The following is a 15,973-nucleotide window of genomic DNA, read 5'->3' as shown; positions in this document are numbered from 1 at the left end:
CCGACTCGCGGCTCACTTATAATACCACAGCCACAGGAGAATGCAACCACTTTTTGTTCTTTTTTTGTATTTTTTTCTTCTGTTCCACCGGTAAGTGCAAATCACGACGTTTCGTGCAACTCTCCCGGATTTCTCCTGAAGCCTCCGATCATTCCATGCAGGCCCATGCATTCAATACAGCCCCCACCTTTCATCTGCAGCCCGTATCCCTATCCATACAGCCCCCATCTCCCCCTTTCCCCGTATCCGCCCTGACCAGGGATGGCCTGGCCATCCCTATCGGCAGAACAGTTAAAAAACCGGCAGCTGATGCCACCGGCTTTCAACGGCTGTACAGGCCTGTCATTCATTTCCGTCCGCATCGTCCTGACTGAAGACGAAGTTTTCGGGGATTTCGTCATCTTTGAGGAACTGGTGCAGGCCCGGATCGGTGATCACCAGGTCAAACTCCGACAGATCTGCCATGGTATAGAATGCACGGACGTTCATTTTAGAGCTGTCGGCCATGAGAATCCGGCGGGTGGCCCGTTCCATGGCGCCGCGTTTGACAGCAGGAGTCAGGGTCTCGGAGGCAAGCACGTTGCCTTCCCGGGGATTGATGCCCAGGCAGCTGATGAAGCAGAAGTCAAAATGAAAACGGGACAGGATCTGACCGGTCACAGGGCCGGTAAACATACTGTAATAGGTATCAAAATCTCCCGGAAGCACAAACAGCCTGGCAGTGCCTTCCCGAAAGGCTTCCACGATCAGCGCGGAGTGGGTCACAATGGTGATTTTCCGGTCTTTGAGGATATCCAGCATGGGAAGAATCGTGGTACCGCCATCCAGGAACACACAGTCGCCGTCCCGGACCATTTCTGCGGCGCGGCGGGCAATGGCTTCCTTTTCGCGGGCATGAACGGTGACGCGTTCCCGCATGAGTTTTTCGTCCTGGCTCGTGGTCAGGTTCCCTTTCTCAAGGCTTTTGGCTCCGCCGTGGACCCGGATCAGCCGGCGGCGGGTATCGAGTTCTTCCACGTCCCGGCGGATGGTCGTTTCAGAGACACCGAGAAGATCCGCCAGTTCCCGGGTTTTCACAAATCCCTGGGCGTCGGTGATTTCCACGATCCGTTCATATCGTTTGTCAGCAAGCATAATCAATCTCTCCTTTTCTCAGTATAATCCATAACGCCTGCGGGTGCCTGCGGATTCCGGTTTTCCGGCAGGAATTGCGCATAAAAGACATGAAAAAGGAACGGCTGGATGAATCCACACTCCGTTCCTTTTTCCTCATCATTCCCGCAGCGGCGGGTGGTTTTCAGTCTGCGTTGGAAGCGGCGATTTTCACGCGGCTGAACTGATCGGCGATCAGCCGGCGGACATTTTCGTCAAATTCGAAGACTTCGTCTTTGTCGTATCCCGTTCTGGGGAGATAGGCGTTGATGCCCGCGAAATCCGTTTCCGAGAGTTCTTCCATGACCTCGCGGTTGGGAGAAGTGTAGCCAACGTAGCTGGAGTTGTCATAGGCGGCTTCGTACTGGCAGGTGTAGTCAATGAATGCCATGGCCAGATCCACATTTCTGGCGTTTTTCGGGATGACCATCGCATCGCACCACAGGTTGCTGCCTTCTTTCGGGAGGTAGTAGCCCATGTTGTCGTTTTCTGCCATGACATAGGCTGCGTCTCCGGAGTAGATCAGACCAAGGGCTTTCCGGCCCTGGGCCATGTTGTCAATGATTTCATCGGTGACGATTTCCGGGTCCATGGTCCGCACACACTCCAGCAGCCAGTTGTAGGCTTCATTGATCTGGGATTCGTCTTTGGTGTTCATGGAATAGCCCAGGGCTTTGAGGGCCATCATGAAACTGTCCCGTTCGGAGTCATACAGATAGATATCGCCTTTGTACCTGGGATCCAGGAAGATGCTGAATCCTTCTTTTTCCAGGTCCGCTTCGCTGACTTTGGTCTTGTCGTAGACAATGCCCACGGATCCCCAGAAATAGGGAACGCTGTACTCGTTGCCCGGGTCATAGTTCAGGTTCAGTGTGTCGTCCACGAGCAGCGACATGGCGGTTTCCAGTTTCGTCTTGTCGAGTTTCTGCAGCCGGTCTTCCTGAATGAGCCGCTCGATCATGTAATCCGAGGGAATCAGCACATCGTAGGAATCCCCGTTGGCGACTTTGATGTACATCTGTTCGTTGGAGTCGAAGTTGTCTGCCACGACTGTGGCCCCGGTGAGTTCCTCGAAGCCGCTGATGAAGTTTTCCCCCACATATTCTCCCGGGAGGTAAATATGCAGTGTCTGGCCGGCATAGGGTCTGTCGCTGACGAGTCCTTTGCGCAGGCCGAACATCGAAGCCAGCACCACCAGGGCTGCCAGCAGGATCCAGGGCCAGCGGCGGGGACGTTTCCGGAATTCCCCTTCCGTGATTTTCGGGTGCCGTTTCTGGTATTTTTCCCGGAGCCAGGGCACGACGTTCATCAGCACAACGCCCAGGGTGATGAACAGAACCACCAGGGTGGAGATCGCGTTGATGGAAGGATTGACCCGCTTGCTCATGGTGTAGACCATGATGGACAGGTTCTTGACGCCGCCGCCGGTGGAGAAATACGAGATGATGAAGTCATCAAAGCTCATGGTGAAAGCCACCAGGGCGCCGGAAAGAATGGCGGGCCAGATCTGGGGAACAATGACTTTCGTCAGTGTCTGCCAGGGCGTGGCGCCCAGGTCCATGGCGGCATCCGCCAGATTGGGATCCAGCTGCCGCAGCCGCGGGGTGATGGAAAGCATCACATAGGGGATGCAGAAGGCAATGTGCGCCAGCAGCAGGGTCATGAATCCCCGTTCCACGTTGAAGGTGATGAACAGCAGCATCAGACCGATGGCGGTCACGATTTCCGGGTTCATCATGGGCAGGTCATTGACCTGGGTGATGTAGCGCCGGATGAGTTTCCGGGAGTAGGACATGCCAATGGCGGTGATTGTGCCGGCAATGGTGGAAATCACAGTGGCCACCACCGCCACGATGATGGTCACATACAGAGATTCCATCATACCGTGGCTTTTGAGCATGGTCTCGTACCAGCGCAGGGAGAATCCGGTGAAGCTGGTCAGAGACTTGGAGCTGTTGAAGGAAAACACCACCATGAAGAGGATGGGCAGGTAGAAGAACAGCAGAGTCAGCGCCATGAGAATATTGCCCGGCAGAGACCCTTTCGGGGTCCGGCGCAGGTTCCGGGGATGACCCGGTGTGCCGGCGGGTCGCCGCCGGCTGGTTTCTCTGTTCATGTTTCCGAAGTTCATTTCCGGCCTCCTCTGGCGTCAAGGCGCCGGACAAGCATCATGAGCAGCATCATGAGCACGGCCATGATCATGGAAATGGCAGAACCGAAGTTCCATTCCCCCACGGTGATGAACTGGTTTTCGATGACGTTGCCAATCAGGAAATACTGACCGCCGCCCAGCAGTTTCGGGATAAAGAAAGCGGAAACCGCCGGCAGAAACACCAGGGTAATGCCGGATACCACACCGGGCAGAGACAGAGGCAGGGTGACTTTCCGGAAGGCCTGCCAGCCGTTGGCGCCCAGATCGCTGGCGGCTTCCAGCAGACTGCGGTCCATTTTCGCCAGAGAAGTCTGGATCTGCAGGATCATGAAAGGCAGGAAGTTGTACACCATGCCTATGAGCACGGCGGTTTCGGTGTACAGCAGTTCCCCATGGGGTATGTGCAGCAGGTTCAGCACCCATTCCACCGGTCCCCCTGCCGAAAGCAGTCCGATCCAGGCGTAGGTGCGCACCAGCATGTTGATCCACATGGGCAGGGTGATGGCCAGAATCAGACGCTGCTGGACTTTTTCGCTGCTGCGGCTGATGACGTAGGCAATGGGATACCCCAGCAGCAGGCAGATGCCGGTGGTTTTCAGAGCAATGGCCAGAGACCGCCACAGAATGATCAGAAAGTCCCTGTCGGTGAAAAACCGGAGGTAATTGTCCAGAGTCAGCTGAAAATGAACAATGGAGTTTCCTGCTTTGATGAAGGAGTAAAAGGCAATCAGGACCATGGGCAGCAGAAGCATCACAAGGCTCCAGGCCAGGTACGGGATCACCAGCTGACGGAACCGCTTCATTCACTGAACCCCATTTTTTCCATGACGTGAATGTCCTCCGGCTCGAAGGTGAGTCCCACCTTGCGGCCTTCTTCCACAAAATCCGTGGTGTGGATCTTGAATTCCCGGCCGGTGGTCCAGAACGTCACCGGATAAATGCCTTCCCGGATGTTTTCCGGATCGAAGTCATATTCCACCGACAGGTTCACGGTTTCATTTTCGTCGTCCAGTTTCCAGGCCTGGGCGTTGGCCCAGGTTTTCAGATCCGTGTCCAGGGCAATGGATTCCTGGATCTCGTCCGGCGTCTTGAAGAAGTTGAAGGCGGAGACCGCTTCGTTCACTTTCCGGTTCTCCACGACTTTCTGGTCAATGACCCAGATCTTCCGGGTAATGAACAGACCGTCCACGGTGTGGAAAGTCACGGAGTACTCCCCGAGTTCATCCTTGAGATCTGTCTGCACCCGTTCGATGGGCAGCAGTTCATCCGTGGCGGCGTTCCAGGCCTGGGCATCCGCCCGGGCGATGAGATCCGCGTCATCCCAGTCCTTCATGTCCTCCAGATCCAGATAGAAGTTGTTGGCGGAAATCCGGAGATCGCCTTCCTGTTTCTCGTTGGCTTCGTTGCGGTTCACATGCATGTTCACGGTGATGTGGGTGCCGGGGATGGTTTCCACCATGACTTCATAGTGCACGCCTTTGAACAGCACGGATTCCACAGTGCCCTGCAGCTTGCCGGCGTCCGGCGCCACAATGTCGATGTCCTCCGGCCGGATGACCACGTCCACCAGCTCCTGGGGACGGAACCCCGCATCCACGCAGTCGAAGTCCGTGTCATTGAACCGCACCAGCCGGTCCTGGATCATGCGTCCGGGAATCAGGTTGCTTTCACCGACAAACTTCGCCACATAGGCATTGGCAGGTTCGTTGTAAATGTCTTCCGGGGTGCCCACCTGCATGATTTCCCCTTCTTTCATGACCACGATCTTGTCCGACATCGTCAGGGCTTCCTCCTGGTCATGGGTGACGAAAATGAAGGTGATGCCCACTTCCTGCTGGATGCGCTTGAGTTCGTACTGCATTTCCTTGCGCAGTTTCAGGTCCAGGGCACCCAGAGGCTCGTCCAGCAGCAGGACGGAGGGTTCGTTGACCAGCGCCCGGGCAATAGCCACCCGCTGCTGCTGTCCGCCGGACATCAGGGTCACATCCTTGTTTTCATACCCCTCCAGGCCGATGAGCTTCAGCATCTTTTTGACTTTCTGCTCAATGACGTCCTCACTCATTTTCTGCAGGCGGAGACCGAAGGCGATGTTTTCATACACATTCAGATGGGGAAACAGGGCGTATTTCTGAAACACCGTGTTCAGCTCCCGCTTGTAGGGAGGCAGCTTGGCGATGTCCTTGCCATCAAAGATCACTTCGCCACCATCCGGGTCGATGAAGCCCCCCAGGATCCGCAGCAGCGTGGTCTTGCCGCAGCCGGAGGGTCCCAGCAGCGTCACAAACTCGTTTTCATATATATCCAGATCAATCCCCTTCAGCACCTGCTGATCGTCAAAGTTCTTGACGATGTGCCGGAACTGAATCAGTTTGTTCTTCTCGTTTTCCATGCTCTCTCCTTTTCTGTTGCGCTCCCTGCCGTTTGACAGCCAGCGGCGCAGGCCGGTCTCAGAACGCCGGCGGGGTGGTCACCCACAAAATCACGGTTTTGGATCCGCCTGTGTTTCGCAGCACATGACTGGCGGCGCCTTCCAGGTAAAAAGCGCTGCCCCGGCTGATGGTCAGTTTCTGCTCCGGCAGCTCCAGCTTTGCCGATCCCTGGAGCACATATCCGAATTCCTGGCCCTCATGGGCGTTCATTTCATAACACCCGCCGGGTTTCAGCGTCAGCAGAATGGGTTCCATGTCGTTTTTCTGGGCATTGGGAATCACCCAGTCAATGGTGTAGCCTTCCTGCTCGTCCGTAAACCAGTCCGGCGCGGTGAATACCACCCGGGTCTTTTCCTGCTGGCGGGAGAAAAACTCCGGCAGGGTTGTGCCCAGGGCTTCGAGAATGTCCTCCAGCGTTGAAATGCTGGGGGAAGTGAGGTCCCGTTCCACCTGGGACAGAAATCCCTTGGTGAGTTCGCTGCGGCTGGCAAGTTCCTCCAGGGTCAGGCCCATGGCCTGCCTGCGCTGCCGCAGCCGGTTGCCGATTTCCATGCTGACTCCTTTCCGGTCACCGGGTTTAGCAGAACTAAACACGAAATTTCATGACACAAATCCTATTGTACGGTTTTTGCCACAGGGAACAACAGGCAGACACGGATTTTCTGCGGAAATTGCGATTCCTGATATAATCCCATAGAAACAGATGTCCCCGCCGGGGCTCTGTCCCAGATGCTGAATAAAGGAGAAACAAAATCATATGCTGAAACGAATCCTCCAGGGCATGGTGGTGGGCATTGCCAACATCATTCCCGGTGTTTCCGGGGGAACCATGCTGGTTTCCATGGGGCTGTACGATCAGCTCATCGAGTCCATCACCCATCTGTTCAGGGACTGGAAGAAATCTCTCCGGTTCCTGCTGCCGATCTTCATTGGGGCAGGACTGGCCCTGGTCCTGTTTGCGAAGCTCTTCGAATATCTGCTGGCTGCCTGGCCCATTCCCACCAATCTATGCTTCTGCGGTCTCATCATCGGCAGTCTGCCTTTCATTGCCGCAAAAGTGAAGCACAATGGCTTTGATGCCAGCATGGCGGTCTGCTTTGTGCTGTTTTTCGGCATTGTGGTGGGCATGGCGCTGCTGGAAGGGAAAACCGGGTCCGCACAGGCCAGCACCACTCCGGGGCTGGTCAACGCCCTGCTGTTCTTTGCGGTGGGTGTGATCGCCGCGGCAACCATGGTCATTCCCGGTGTCTCCGGCAGCATGATGCTGATGCTGCTGGGCTACTATGAACCCACGCTGCACCTCATCAGCAGCTTCATCTCCTCCCTCCTTCACCTGGACTGGACCGGACTCATGGCCGCCTGCGCGGATCTGGTTCCCATGGGAATCGGCATTGGGGTGGGAATCTTCGGCATTGCCCGGCTCATTGAATGGGTCATGGCGAAGTGGCCCACCCAGACCTACTGGGCGATCATTGGTCTGATCGTGGCAAGTCCTGTGGCGATCCTCATGGGAACCGACTGGTCCGGATTCAGCCTGTGGATCCTGATCGCCGGCATCGTGACCTTTGCCGCCGGGTGGTTCGTCGCCAGCCGGCTGGGCGGAGAGTAAGTCAGCCAGTCATCTGAAGCAGACAAAATGCGTACTGTCAGTCCCGCTGCAGTACGCATTTTTCAGTTACACCAGCAAAAGTTTCCCTGCCGATGGTGGCCCCAGCCTGCAGTCCGCAGACCTCCACCACTCACTTCCCCATCACATAACATCAATCTCTTCACTATCCCCACCCCACCACCATCCCCGTAAAACAGCGCGCAGCCCGCAGAAATCTTTCAGATTTCTGCGGGCTGCCGACTGTTCCTGTCGTTTATGCCTGGGCAATCTTGTGGGGATTCAGAAGGTTCTTCGGATCGAACACCGCCTTGATGCCGTTCATCAGCTCAAAGTCCGCCTCCGGCAGCGCCTGCCGCAGATACGGCTTCTTGGCATAGCCGATGCCGTGCTCTCCGGATACCTGCCCTTCAAGCTCCCGGGCTTTTTTGTACACAAGCTCCATGGCCTGCTTCAGCCGGGCTTCCCATTCCTCATCGCTCAGCTCATCCTTGAGCAGATACGCATGCAGGTTGCCATCCCCGGCATGACCGAAGCTCTTGATCCGCAGCCCCGCCAGACGCTGGACCTCATCCAGATACGCCACCATGTCATTGACACAGCTGCGGGGAACCACCATATCCACTTCATCCATCAGCGTCGTGGACCCTTTGATGGCTTCCAGGAATGCGCCCCGGGCCTTCCAGATGGATTCCTCCCGTTCATCCGTATCGGAAATCAGCACATCCAGTGCTCCCTGCTCCAGACACAGGTCCGCCACCGCCGCGTAAGCCGCATCCACTTCCTGCCGGCTGCTGCCGTCAAATTTCAGCAGAAGATAGGCATCGGCGGAACTGTCCGGGAAAGGCTTGCCCAGATACTCTTCCGCATCCTGAATCACCTGCCGCTGCATGAACTCGATTGCCGTGGGAATGTACCGGGATTTCACGATCACCGGAACCGTGTCAATGGCCTGCTGCAGACTGGGAAAGGGAACCAGCAGCGAAATCGTGCAGGCGGGTTTGGGCAGCAGTTTCAGCACTGCCTTTGTGATGATCCCCAGCGTTCCCTCGGACCCGATGATCAGGTCCTTCAGATCGTAGCCAGAGGAGTTCTTGACGACTTTTCCGCCGAATTCCAGGATCCGCCCGTCCGGAAGCACCACTTCCAGACCCCGGACAAAATCCCGGGTGACGCCGTACTTCACTGCCCGCATGCCGCCGGCATTGGTGGAAATGTTCCCGCCGATCGTCGCCGATTTTTCACCGGGATCAGGAGGATAGAAGAACCCCCGTTCTTCCACAAACGCCGCCAGATCCATCAGCAGCACCCCGGGTTCCACCGTCAGCGTCAGATTCTCTTCATCCAGTTCCAGGATCTGATTCATCAGCGTGGTATCCAGCATGATGCCATGTTCCATCGCCACGGAAGATCCCACCAGACCGGTGCCGGCGCCCCGGGGCGTCACGGGAATGCTGTGCTCCCAGGCGTACTTCATCACATCGGAGACCTCCCGGGCAGATGCCGCCCGGATGACCACATCCGGATACGAAGCCACACCGCCCAGCTCATCGTGGCTGTAGTCCTCCGGCAGAGATTCTCCATACAGCAGCCGGCTGTCGTCTCCGATCAGCTGGCGCAGTGCGTCAATGTCATCATGATCCAGACGCTTGTAGATGTATTCAGACATGAGCCGCTCCTTTCCTGGCTTCCAGCCGGTCAATCAGTGCAGGCACCACCTCATAGAGATCCTGCACGAGACAGTAGTTGGCGGTTTTGAAAATCGGCGCCTCCGGATCGGTGTTGATGGCGAAAATCTGATCGGCATGGTTCATGCCGGCAGTAAACTGCACCGCACCGGATACCCCGCAGGTGATGATGAGCTTCGGGCGCACCGTCCGGCCGGAGAGCCCGATCTGGGTTCTGGCATCCATGACCCCGGCTTCCACCAGAGGCCGGGTGCAGGCCAGCTGTCCTCCCAGCAGATCCGCCAGTTTCTGCAGCATCTCCAGATCCTCGGGCTTTTTCACACCACGCCCTGCCACCACGAGCACATCGGCGTTTTCAATGGATTCCTCCCGGGGCTTGGCAACGATGTCCAGCACCTCGATGCGGGAACTCAGCTTCGACGAAGGCAGCTGCCGGTGCAGGATCTCCCCCTGTTCCTGTGGCATCCGCTCCGGTGCGTTCATGATCTTGTACCGGACCGTGGCCATCTGCGGACGGTTGTTGGGGGTCTTGATGTGCGCCATGATGTTGCCGCCAAACGCCGGCCGGATCTGGGAGAGATCGGTCTGTTCATCCATCTCCAGAATCGTGCAGTCTGCGGTCAGCCCGGTGTGCATGCGGGCTGCCACCCGGGGCGCCAGCTGCCGTCCCACGGTTGTGGCCCCCACCAGGATGGACCCCGGCTGGAAAGCATGGATGAAGTCCTCAAAAGCTGTTGTATAGGGCTCGATGGCAAAGCGGGCCAGTTCCGGCTCGTCGTAGACCACCACCTGATCTGCGCCGTAGTGCAGCAGTTCGCGGGCCTGGGCTTCAATGTCATGACCCAGAAACAGCGCATACACCGGCTGGTGGATCCGGTCGGCCATTTCCCTGGCCTTGCCGATGAGCTCATAGGTCACCGGGTGGATGTCACCGTCCACGTGATCCACATACACGGCGATGCCCTTCCAGGCGGATTTGTCCACCGCGGGTTTCGGGGTTTCGTCTTCCCGGAATTCCACCGCTCCTTTGGGTCCCTTGCGGACACACAGCCGGCACATTTTGCAGGCCGGGCTGATGGAAAGCTGTCCCTGGTCATCCAGTTCCATGGCCCCGAAGGGACACAGATCCACGAGCACCTGGGGATCTTCGATATATTCAGGGTGCAGAATCAGTTCTGGCATATGATGCGTTCCTGCCTTTCTTGAATGCTATTTCTGTATGGTGATGGTGAAATGGCTGATGGACAGCCGTGACCGGCAGATGTCAGCTGCCCGGTCAGGCAGATCCCTCAGATGAACTTCAGTTCCGCGAGCTTCTCCGTCAGATGTGCCGCCATGATGTCCCCGGGCTCTGTCCAGGTTTCCTTTTCGTCATTGACATCCGGCGGGAAAATCCGCACCACCTGGGTGGGAGAGCCATTGAGTCCGTAATGCGACGGGTCTTTGTCCTCCATGTCATCCAGGCTCAGCACCTGGATCTTCCGGCCGGCTGCCGCCTTTTTCCGTACATAACTGGGCAGCCGCGGCATGAAGATGTCCTTGTCCACCGCCAGCAGACAGGGCATCTGCACTCTGGCGATTTCGATTTCCTCCGGCAGATCCATGGCAATGGTCAGATCCTCATCCGTGACCTCCCGGATTTCCCGGACATTTGCCACACTGGGAATCCCCAGCCATTCCGCGATCTCCGATCCCACCTGAGCGGTGTCACCGTCTGTGGTCTGCTTCCCGCAGAGAATGAGATCGAAGTCTCCCGCAGCCCGGATTCCCTGCGCCAGGGTGTAGCTGGTTGCCAGGACATCCGCCCCGCCAAACCGCCGGTCAGAAACAAGCGTGCCGCCATCGGCACCCATGGCAAACGCCTCCCGGATCACATCCGCCGCCTGTCCAGGTCCCATGGAAATGACATGGATCGTACCCCCTGCCGCTTCCCGGATCCGGAACGCCGTTTCCAGCGCGTACAGATCATAGGGGTTCATTTTGCAGGACGCGCCGTCCCGTTTGATCACACCCGTGACCGGATCCACTTCCACTTTGCTGGAAGCCGGCACCTGTTTGATGCAGACAAGAATATTCATACAGACCTCCTTGTTGGTATGCTTCTGTGATGTCCCTTATTGGTCCTACCAATTTATCTGTCTTCACCTTACTCCCTGTCCCGGCTGCATTTCAAGGGGTTTAACCGCTTACAGTAAGCGGTTTCTAATTGGTTTCCGTGCCGATGGCTGCCGGGGCTTTGAATATGGGCGGGTGTGATGTGCTCTTCGGGCCTGACCGGAAAAACCGGCAACAGGACCGGCATGGACACGAAAAAGCCAGGATCTGCAGGCTGCATGAATCCTGGCTGACTGTCTGTGTTTCTTTGCTTTTACAGGTGGCGGTACGTTTCGATGTAGCCGAAATGGTTTTCCAGCCCCTGACGGGCTTTCTCCAGATTCTGACTGATGAGTCCTTCCACCAGCAGCCGGTGACTGGCTTCCAGCTGGTTGTTGCCCAGCATCCCCCGGATGATGCGCTGGCGCATGGTGGAGATGTACCGGTCCATGAAGGAGGTCAGGGCCTGATAGCTGGCAATGAGAAACTCATTGTGGCTGCCCTGGACCATGATGCGGTGCAGCGCCTTGTCCCAGCGGATGCGTTCCTCTTCCGTTGTGGCCGCTTCCAGATGCCGCAGGGCGTCCATCAGTGTCTGCTTCTGCGCGGGAGAAATCCGGCTGGCACAGAGAGGGAGTGCCTCCCGCTCGATCATCCAGCGGAATTCCGTTACATCCCCCTCCTGCATGCCCCGCAGGTGATACAGGAAGGAAAGGGCCTCGCTGATGGTCTCGTCGAAGTTCAGTGCAATGTAGTTCCCGGATCCCTGGGTGGAGCTCAGAACCCCCAGGTTTTCCAGCACCCGCAGTCCTTCCCGGACAGAATTCCGGCTGATGTCCAGCTGCGCGGCCAGTTCCCGCTCTGTGGGCAGCTTGTCACCGGGATGCAGGTGGCCTTCCAGGATCTCCTGCCGGACGAAGTCCACGGCGGCTTTGTATGTCTTCGGTCTTTCTCTTGCTGATTCAGTCATATGAACCATTTTACCAGACCCTCGCAAAGTGCAGGAAAAAGCGGCCTGCATCCCGCTGCAAAGGATACAGGCCGCTCATCAGGACTGGTGCAGTCTGGCTGCAGCTTTCTGCATCCGGGACAGTTCACGGTTCACGTCGCTTTTCATGCCCCCGGCCAGCCACTGGTTCATCAGTCCCAGCAGCAGACAGCGGTAATACGCCGCGAGGGCGTCTTTCTCGTCCAGTGTGGTGAATTTTCCGAAGTAATCCACAGATTCCAGAAACGCCGTGACGGCATAGCTGCAGACCCGGTGATAATACATCTGCAGATCGATTCTGGACTGGGACCGGAACAGATGCAGACACACAGACCGGTTCTCCTGCATCACCTGAGACAGCAGGTTGACGCACTCCTGGAAACTCCGGGGCTTTTTCTGAAGAATGGCCTGCTCGAAGAGTTCCTGCACCGTGACCTCGATCATCCCCGGCAGGTCCTCAAAGTAATAGTAAAAACTGTTCCGGTTGATGCCGGCCCGGCCAACGATATCCGTTACGGTGATTTTGTCCGCGGGTTTTTCCCGGGCCAGCTGCAGGAAGGCCTGCTGTATGGCGGTCCTTGTCTGCGACATCCTTCCTTACTCCTCCTCTTCTTCCCTTTCTTTCTCCAGACGCACGAGTGCATCTCTGGCTGCGTCGGCTGCAGCATCCGGACGCCGGACTTCCAGCTCCAGATGAATGCCGGAATCTGCCTGCACTTTGTCCTGTACCTGGCGCACCAGTTCCAGAAACTCGGCGCAGCTGGCTTCACCGGCATTGATCAGAAAACCGGCGTGTTTTTCCGATACCATGGCATCTCCCACCCGGAGTCCCTGGAGTCCGCTTTCATGAATCAGCTTCGAGGCGAAACTGCCTGCCGGGCGCTTGAAGGTGCTGCCGGCAGAGGCATCCTCCATGGGCTGTCTGCTCCAGCGTCGGGCGGTAAGATCATCGATTTTCCGTTCAATGGCCAGAGTATCTCCAGGCTTCAGACGGTAGACCGCATCCACGATCAGGCCGAATTCATCGCTGAACCGGGAATGCCGGTAGCCCAGATCCAGTTCCTCCCCGGTGGCCACATGCAGATTGCCCTGCCGGTCCAGCCACCGGACGCTTTCCAGCACATCCACCGTTTCGCCGTCATAAGCCCCGGCGTTCATGACAATGGCACCGCCGATGGTGCCCGGGATTCCCGAGGCAAATTCATAGCCGGCCAGCCCCGCCAGACGGGTGAACCGGGCCAGTTCCTGGTTGGTGGTGCCGCTTTTGACACGAAGACGGCAGGCGTCCACCAGTTCGATCCCGGACCAGTTGGATCCCAGGTGCAGCACCCAGCCGGGATATCCTTCATCCGCAAAGAGGACGTTGGAGCCGTTGCCGAGAATGAACAGCGGGGCTTCTTCCTCCAGGGACTCCTGCAGGATCTGTATCATGTCTTGTATTGTATCCGGCTCCAGAAACCGGCTGGCGGGACCGCCGATTTTCAGAGTCGTATGGTTCTTCATTGGAACATTTTCTTTTACATCGATCATACTCATATTTTAAGCACGGCAGGATGTCTGCACAACCGGGGTGAGTCAACAGAGAAGGGGGAGAGCGTCACATATGTGCCGGATTTCTTTCCAGGCTGGGAGTTTGTGGAAATCCCTGCCCCTGCCGTCCACCATCGGCATCGCAGTGAAAAGGACAGCCCTCCTTTGACGGGAGGCTGTCCTTTCTGGTGATATACGTAAGGCTTACTCGGAGATGTCCGCGTTCTTGTACAGGTTGGATACACCGAATACGTGGTGATCGATGCCCGTTACCTTCGGGTTCTGCAGCACTGCACCGCCCATCTGATAGATGCCGGAGACCGCTTCGTCTTCCAGCAGGATCTGTTCCGCTTCCTGCAGCAGTGCCCAGCGCTCTTCCGGTGTGGCCGCATCCGCTGCTTCCTTCAGCCTGGCATCGTAGTCTTTGCTGACATAGCTGCCATAGTTGTAGGCATTGCCTTCGGTCATCAGGCCCAGGAAAGCAGTGGGATCGGAGAAATCGGGGATCCATCCGGTGAGCACCAGATCGAAATCATGACTCTTCATCTTCGCCAGACGGTTGGCCTTTTCCTGGGGCATCAGTTCCAGTGTCAGGCCTTTGAGCTTGGAGGTGCAGGACTGAATGTATTCCGCCACGGGTTTGGCCGGGTCGGAGGAATCGCACAGCAGCGTCAGCGTGATTTCCGATTCACCCAGTTCCTTCAGGCCCTTGTCCAGATATTCCTGAGCTGCTTTCACACCGTCTTCCCCGGCCAGCGCTTCCGGAGACTTGGCAGTTTCCCGGTAATCCTTGCCGTCGGGCCCGCTGGTGAATCCTGCAGGGACAAACCCGGTCAGAACCGTGGACCCGTCCTTCAGAACGTTTTCCACCAGATCCTGGCGGTCCACCACCGTGCTGATGGCCTTCCGGATGTTCTCATTGGCCAGATACTTGTTGTCGTAGTTGTACTGGAGGTACCACAGGCAGGACTCAGGCTGTTCCTGATACGCCGGGTTGTCCTTGTAGCGGTCGATCAGCGTGGAGTTCAGCTGCGTCCAGTCCGTGTTGCCGTTTTCGAAATCCAGCGCCGAAGTGGAGAAGTCAGGCACGGCATTGACAATAATGTTGTCCACTTTCACGTTGCCCGCATCCCAGTAGTCTTCGTTTTTCGCGACTTTCACCGAGTTGCCCTTGGTCCATTCCACCACTTTGTAAGGACCGTTGGCCAGCAGGTTTTCCACTGCCAGGCCATACTGGTCGCCCTGTTCCTTGTAGAATTCCTCGTTGATGGGGTAGAAAGACGGGAACACCATCAGCGACAGGAACTGCGGGCTCTTCTTGTCCAGTTCCACCACCAGTGTCTTGTCGTCTTTGGCGGTTACACCCAAGTCCAGATCATCTTTGCCATCGTAGACGATCTCGTTGCCGTTCTTGATGCAGGCACCGTCATCTGTCACCAGATAGGAATACTCCGCTTCGTCATTGTGAGCCAGTTCGTTCCAGGCAAAGACAAAGTCCTGGGCCTTCACTTCCTCGCCGTTGGTCCATTTCGCGTCCCGGAGCTTGAAAGTGTAGGTCAGCTGGTCATCACTGAGTTCATAGCTCTCTGCGATTGCCGGGATGATGTTGTTGTCCGCATCCAGTGTCATCAGACCTTCCGTGAACATGCCAATGACATCGAAGGATTTCTGGTCAATGGCCAGAATGGAGTTCAGGGACACCACGTCATTTTCCTTGGCGATGGTGATGGTCTTGCCGCCCTGGGCAGCTTCTGTTTTTCCGGCATCGCCGGATCCGCCGCAGGCACTCAGACCCATGCAGGCTGCTGCTGTGCACAGCAGTGTGACTTTACGATTCATAAGAGAATTTCCTTTCTGCTTTTAAAGCATGATGCCAACATTCTAGCATAAGGGAGCAGATGTCTGATATATGTAAACGATTACAGTCACGTCAATCTGACGGCAGAGCCGAAAACCTCCGGTGCAAATCCACCGCAGCCGGAGGTGTTCTCTGTTCTTATGTCAGTTCGGATCCGTGTACTCTGTTCCGTCAGCCGGGTCATCTGAAGATGACCAGATGCATCCGTCCGCGGTTTTCTCCAGATCGAAATACCGGTCGCCCAGTTTCACATGAGCTCTGCCACCTGCATCAAAGCAGTCTGTGATCTCCGCCTTGTGATCCTGCCACACAAGCCACAGGCGGCCCTGATCATCCTTGTTCACCGTTGCAAACCACTTTGTCATAGTTTGCATGTCCCCGTTGCCAGGGACAGCTCCAGTTCAGGCTCTGTGAGTCTTCCCTGGTTGACGCTTCCTTGAAAACTGCCTGCCAAAGCAGGTCTTCCGTTCTCTCCA

Annotated in this window: 15 protein-coding genes; 2 read left to right on the top strand and 13 right to left on the bottom strand. The window is 56.7% G+C overall.

From position 1 onward, the window contains the following. The coding region (locus QZ305_RS10355) for a hypothetical protein (protein WP_294731804.1) at window positions 1–374 on the top strand (374 nt) is incomplete at its 5' end. Here the strand turns inward: QZ305_RS10355 and QZ305_RS10350 are convergent. The 5 genes from QZ305_RS10350 to QZ305_RS10330 form a co-directional block, all read right to left on the bottom strand. Then, window positions 343–1,134 carry a DeoR/GlpR family DNA-binding transcription regulator gene (locus tag QZ305_RS10350; RefSeq protein WP_294731803.1) on the bottom strand — a complete coding sequence of 264 codons (792 nt, stop codon included), beginning with the start codon at window positions 1,132–1,134 and terminating at the stop codon, window positions 343–345. The two genes, QZ305_RS10355 and QZ305_RS10350, sit on opposite strands and share 32 nt — an antisense overlap. 163 nt (window positions 1,135–1,297) lie before the next feature. Beyond that, window positions 1,298–3,169, bottom strand: coding sequence for an extracellular solute-binding protein (locus tag QZ305_RS10345; protein ID WP_294731806.1), 1,872 nt, complete (start codon window positions 3,167–3,169; stop codon window positions 1,298–1,300). Window positions 3,170–3,279: 110 nt separating this feature from the next. Then, a complete protein-coding gene (locus QZ305_RS10340) occupies window positions 3,280–4,107 on the bottom strand; it encodes an ABC transporter permease (protein WP_294731801.1) in 828 nt (275 codons plus the stop codon). Beyond that, on the bottom strand, window positions 4,104–5,693 hold the full coding sequence (locus QZ305_RS10335) for an ABC transporter ATP-binding protein (RefSeq protein ID WP_294731800.1): 1,590 nt from the start codon (window positions 5,691–5,693) through the stop codon (window positions 4,104–4,106). Before QZ305_RS10335 ends, QZ305_RS10340 begins: the two co-directional genes overlap by 4 nt. 58 nt (window positions 5,694–5,751) lie before the next feature. Next, the gene (locus QZ305_RS10330) at window positions 5,752–6,285 is read right to left on the bottom strand and encodes a helix-turn-helix domain-containing protein (protein ID WP_294731798.1); all 534 of its coding nucleotides are present in this window, start codon (window positions 6,283–6,285) and stop codon (window positions 5,752–5,754) included. 205 nt (window positions 6,286–6,490) lie between these two features. Here QZ305_RS10330 and QZ305_RS10325 point away from each other — a divergent pair, with 205 nt between their 5' ends. Then, window positions 6,491–7,342 carry a DUF368 domain-containing protein gene (locus tag QZ305_RS10325; protein ID WP_294731796.1) on the top strand — a complete coding sequence of 284 codons (852 nt, stop codon included), beginning with the start codon at window positions 6,491–6,493 and terminating at the stop codon, window positions 7,340–7,342. 253 nt (window positions 7,343–7,595) lie between these two features. Here QZ305_RS10325 and QZ305_RS10320 read toward each other — a convergent pair whose 3' ends face one another. The 8 genes from QZ305_RS10320 to QZ305_RS10285 all read right to left on the bottom strand — a co-directional run bounded on the left by QZ305_RS10320 (window position 7,596) and on the right by QZ305_RS10285 (window position 15,862). Further along, window positions 7,596–9,008, bottom strand: coding sequence for an FAD-binding oxidoreductase (locus QZ305_RS10320; protein ID WP_294731794.1), 1,413 nt, complete (start codon window positions 9,006–9,008; stop codon window positions 7,596–7,598). Then, complete coding sequence (locus QZ305_RS10315) at window positions 9,001–10,209, bottom strand: FAD-binding protein (RefSeq protein ID WP_294731793.1); 1,209 nt, start codon at window positions 10,207–10,209, stop codon at window positions 9,001–9,003. The genes QZ305_RS10320 and QZ305_RS10315 overlap by 8 nt, the downstream gene beginning before the upstream one ends. 107 nt (window positions 10,210–10,316) lie before the next feature. Next, a complete protein-coding gene (locus tag QZ305_RS10310) occupies window positions 10,317–11,105 on the bottom strand; it encodes an electron transfer flavoprotein subunit beta/FixA family protein (RefSeq protein ID WP_294731792.1) in 789 nt (262 codons plus the stop codon). 290 nt (window positions 11,106–11,395) lie between these two features. Beyond that, window positions 11,396–12,091, bottom strand: a complete 696-nt coding sequence (locus QZ305_RS10305) for a FadR/GntR family transcriptional regulator (protein ID WP_294731791.1) — start codon at window positions 12,089–12,091, stop codon at window positions 11,396–11,398. Between the two features lie 78 nt (window positions 12,092–12,169). Next, entirely contained in the window at window positions 12,170–12,700 is a 531-nt protein-coding gene (locus QZ305_RS10300) for a TetR/AcrR family transcriptional regulator (protein ID WP_294731790.1), read from the bottom strand. 6 nt (window positions 12,701–12,706) lie between these two features. Continuing rightward, window positions 12,707–13,639 (bottom strand): UDP-N-acetylmuramate dehydrogenase, encoded by a 933-nt coding sequence (murB, locus tag QZ305_RS10295; RefSeq protein WP_294731788.1) that lies wholly within the window; start codon window positions 13,637–13,639, stop codon window positions 12,707–12,709. Between the two features lie 204 nt (window positions 13,640–13,843). Next, on the bottom strand, window positions 13,844–15,478 hold the full coding sequence (locus QZ305_RS10290) for a peptide ABC transporter substrate-binding protein (protein ID WP_294731786.1): 1,635 nt from the start codon (window positions 15,476–15,478) through the stop codon (window positions 13,844–13,846). A gap of 162 nt (window positions 15,479–15,640) precedes the next feature. Then, the gene (locus QZ305_RS10285) at window positions 15,641–15,862 is read right to left on the bottom strand and encodes a hypothetical protein (protein ID WP_294731785.1); all 222 of its coding nucleotides are present in this window, start codon (window positions 15,860–15,862) and stop codon (window positions 15,641–15,643) included. Window positions 15,863–15,973 lie beyond the last annotated feature (111 nt).

Source organism: uncultured Faecalibaculum sp. (genome assembly GCF_910588395.1).
Taxonomy (GTDB): domain Bacteria; phylum Bacillota_I; class Bacilli_A; order Erysipelotrichales; family Erysipelotrichaceae; genus Faecalibaculum.
Note: the sequence above shows the minus strand (reverse complement) of the source record. Positions and strands in the feature narration are given on the sequence as shown.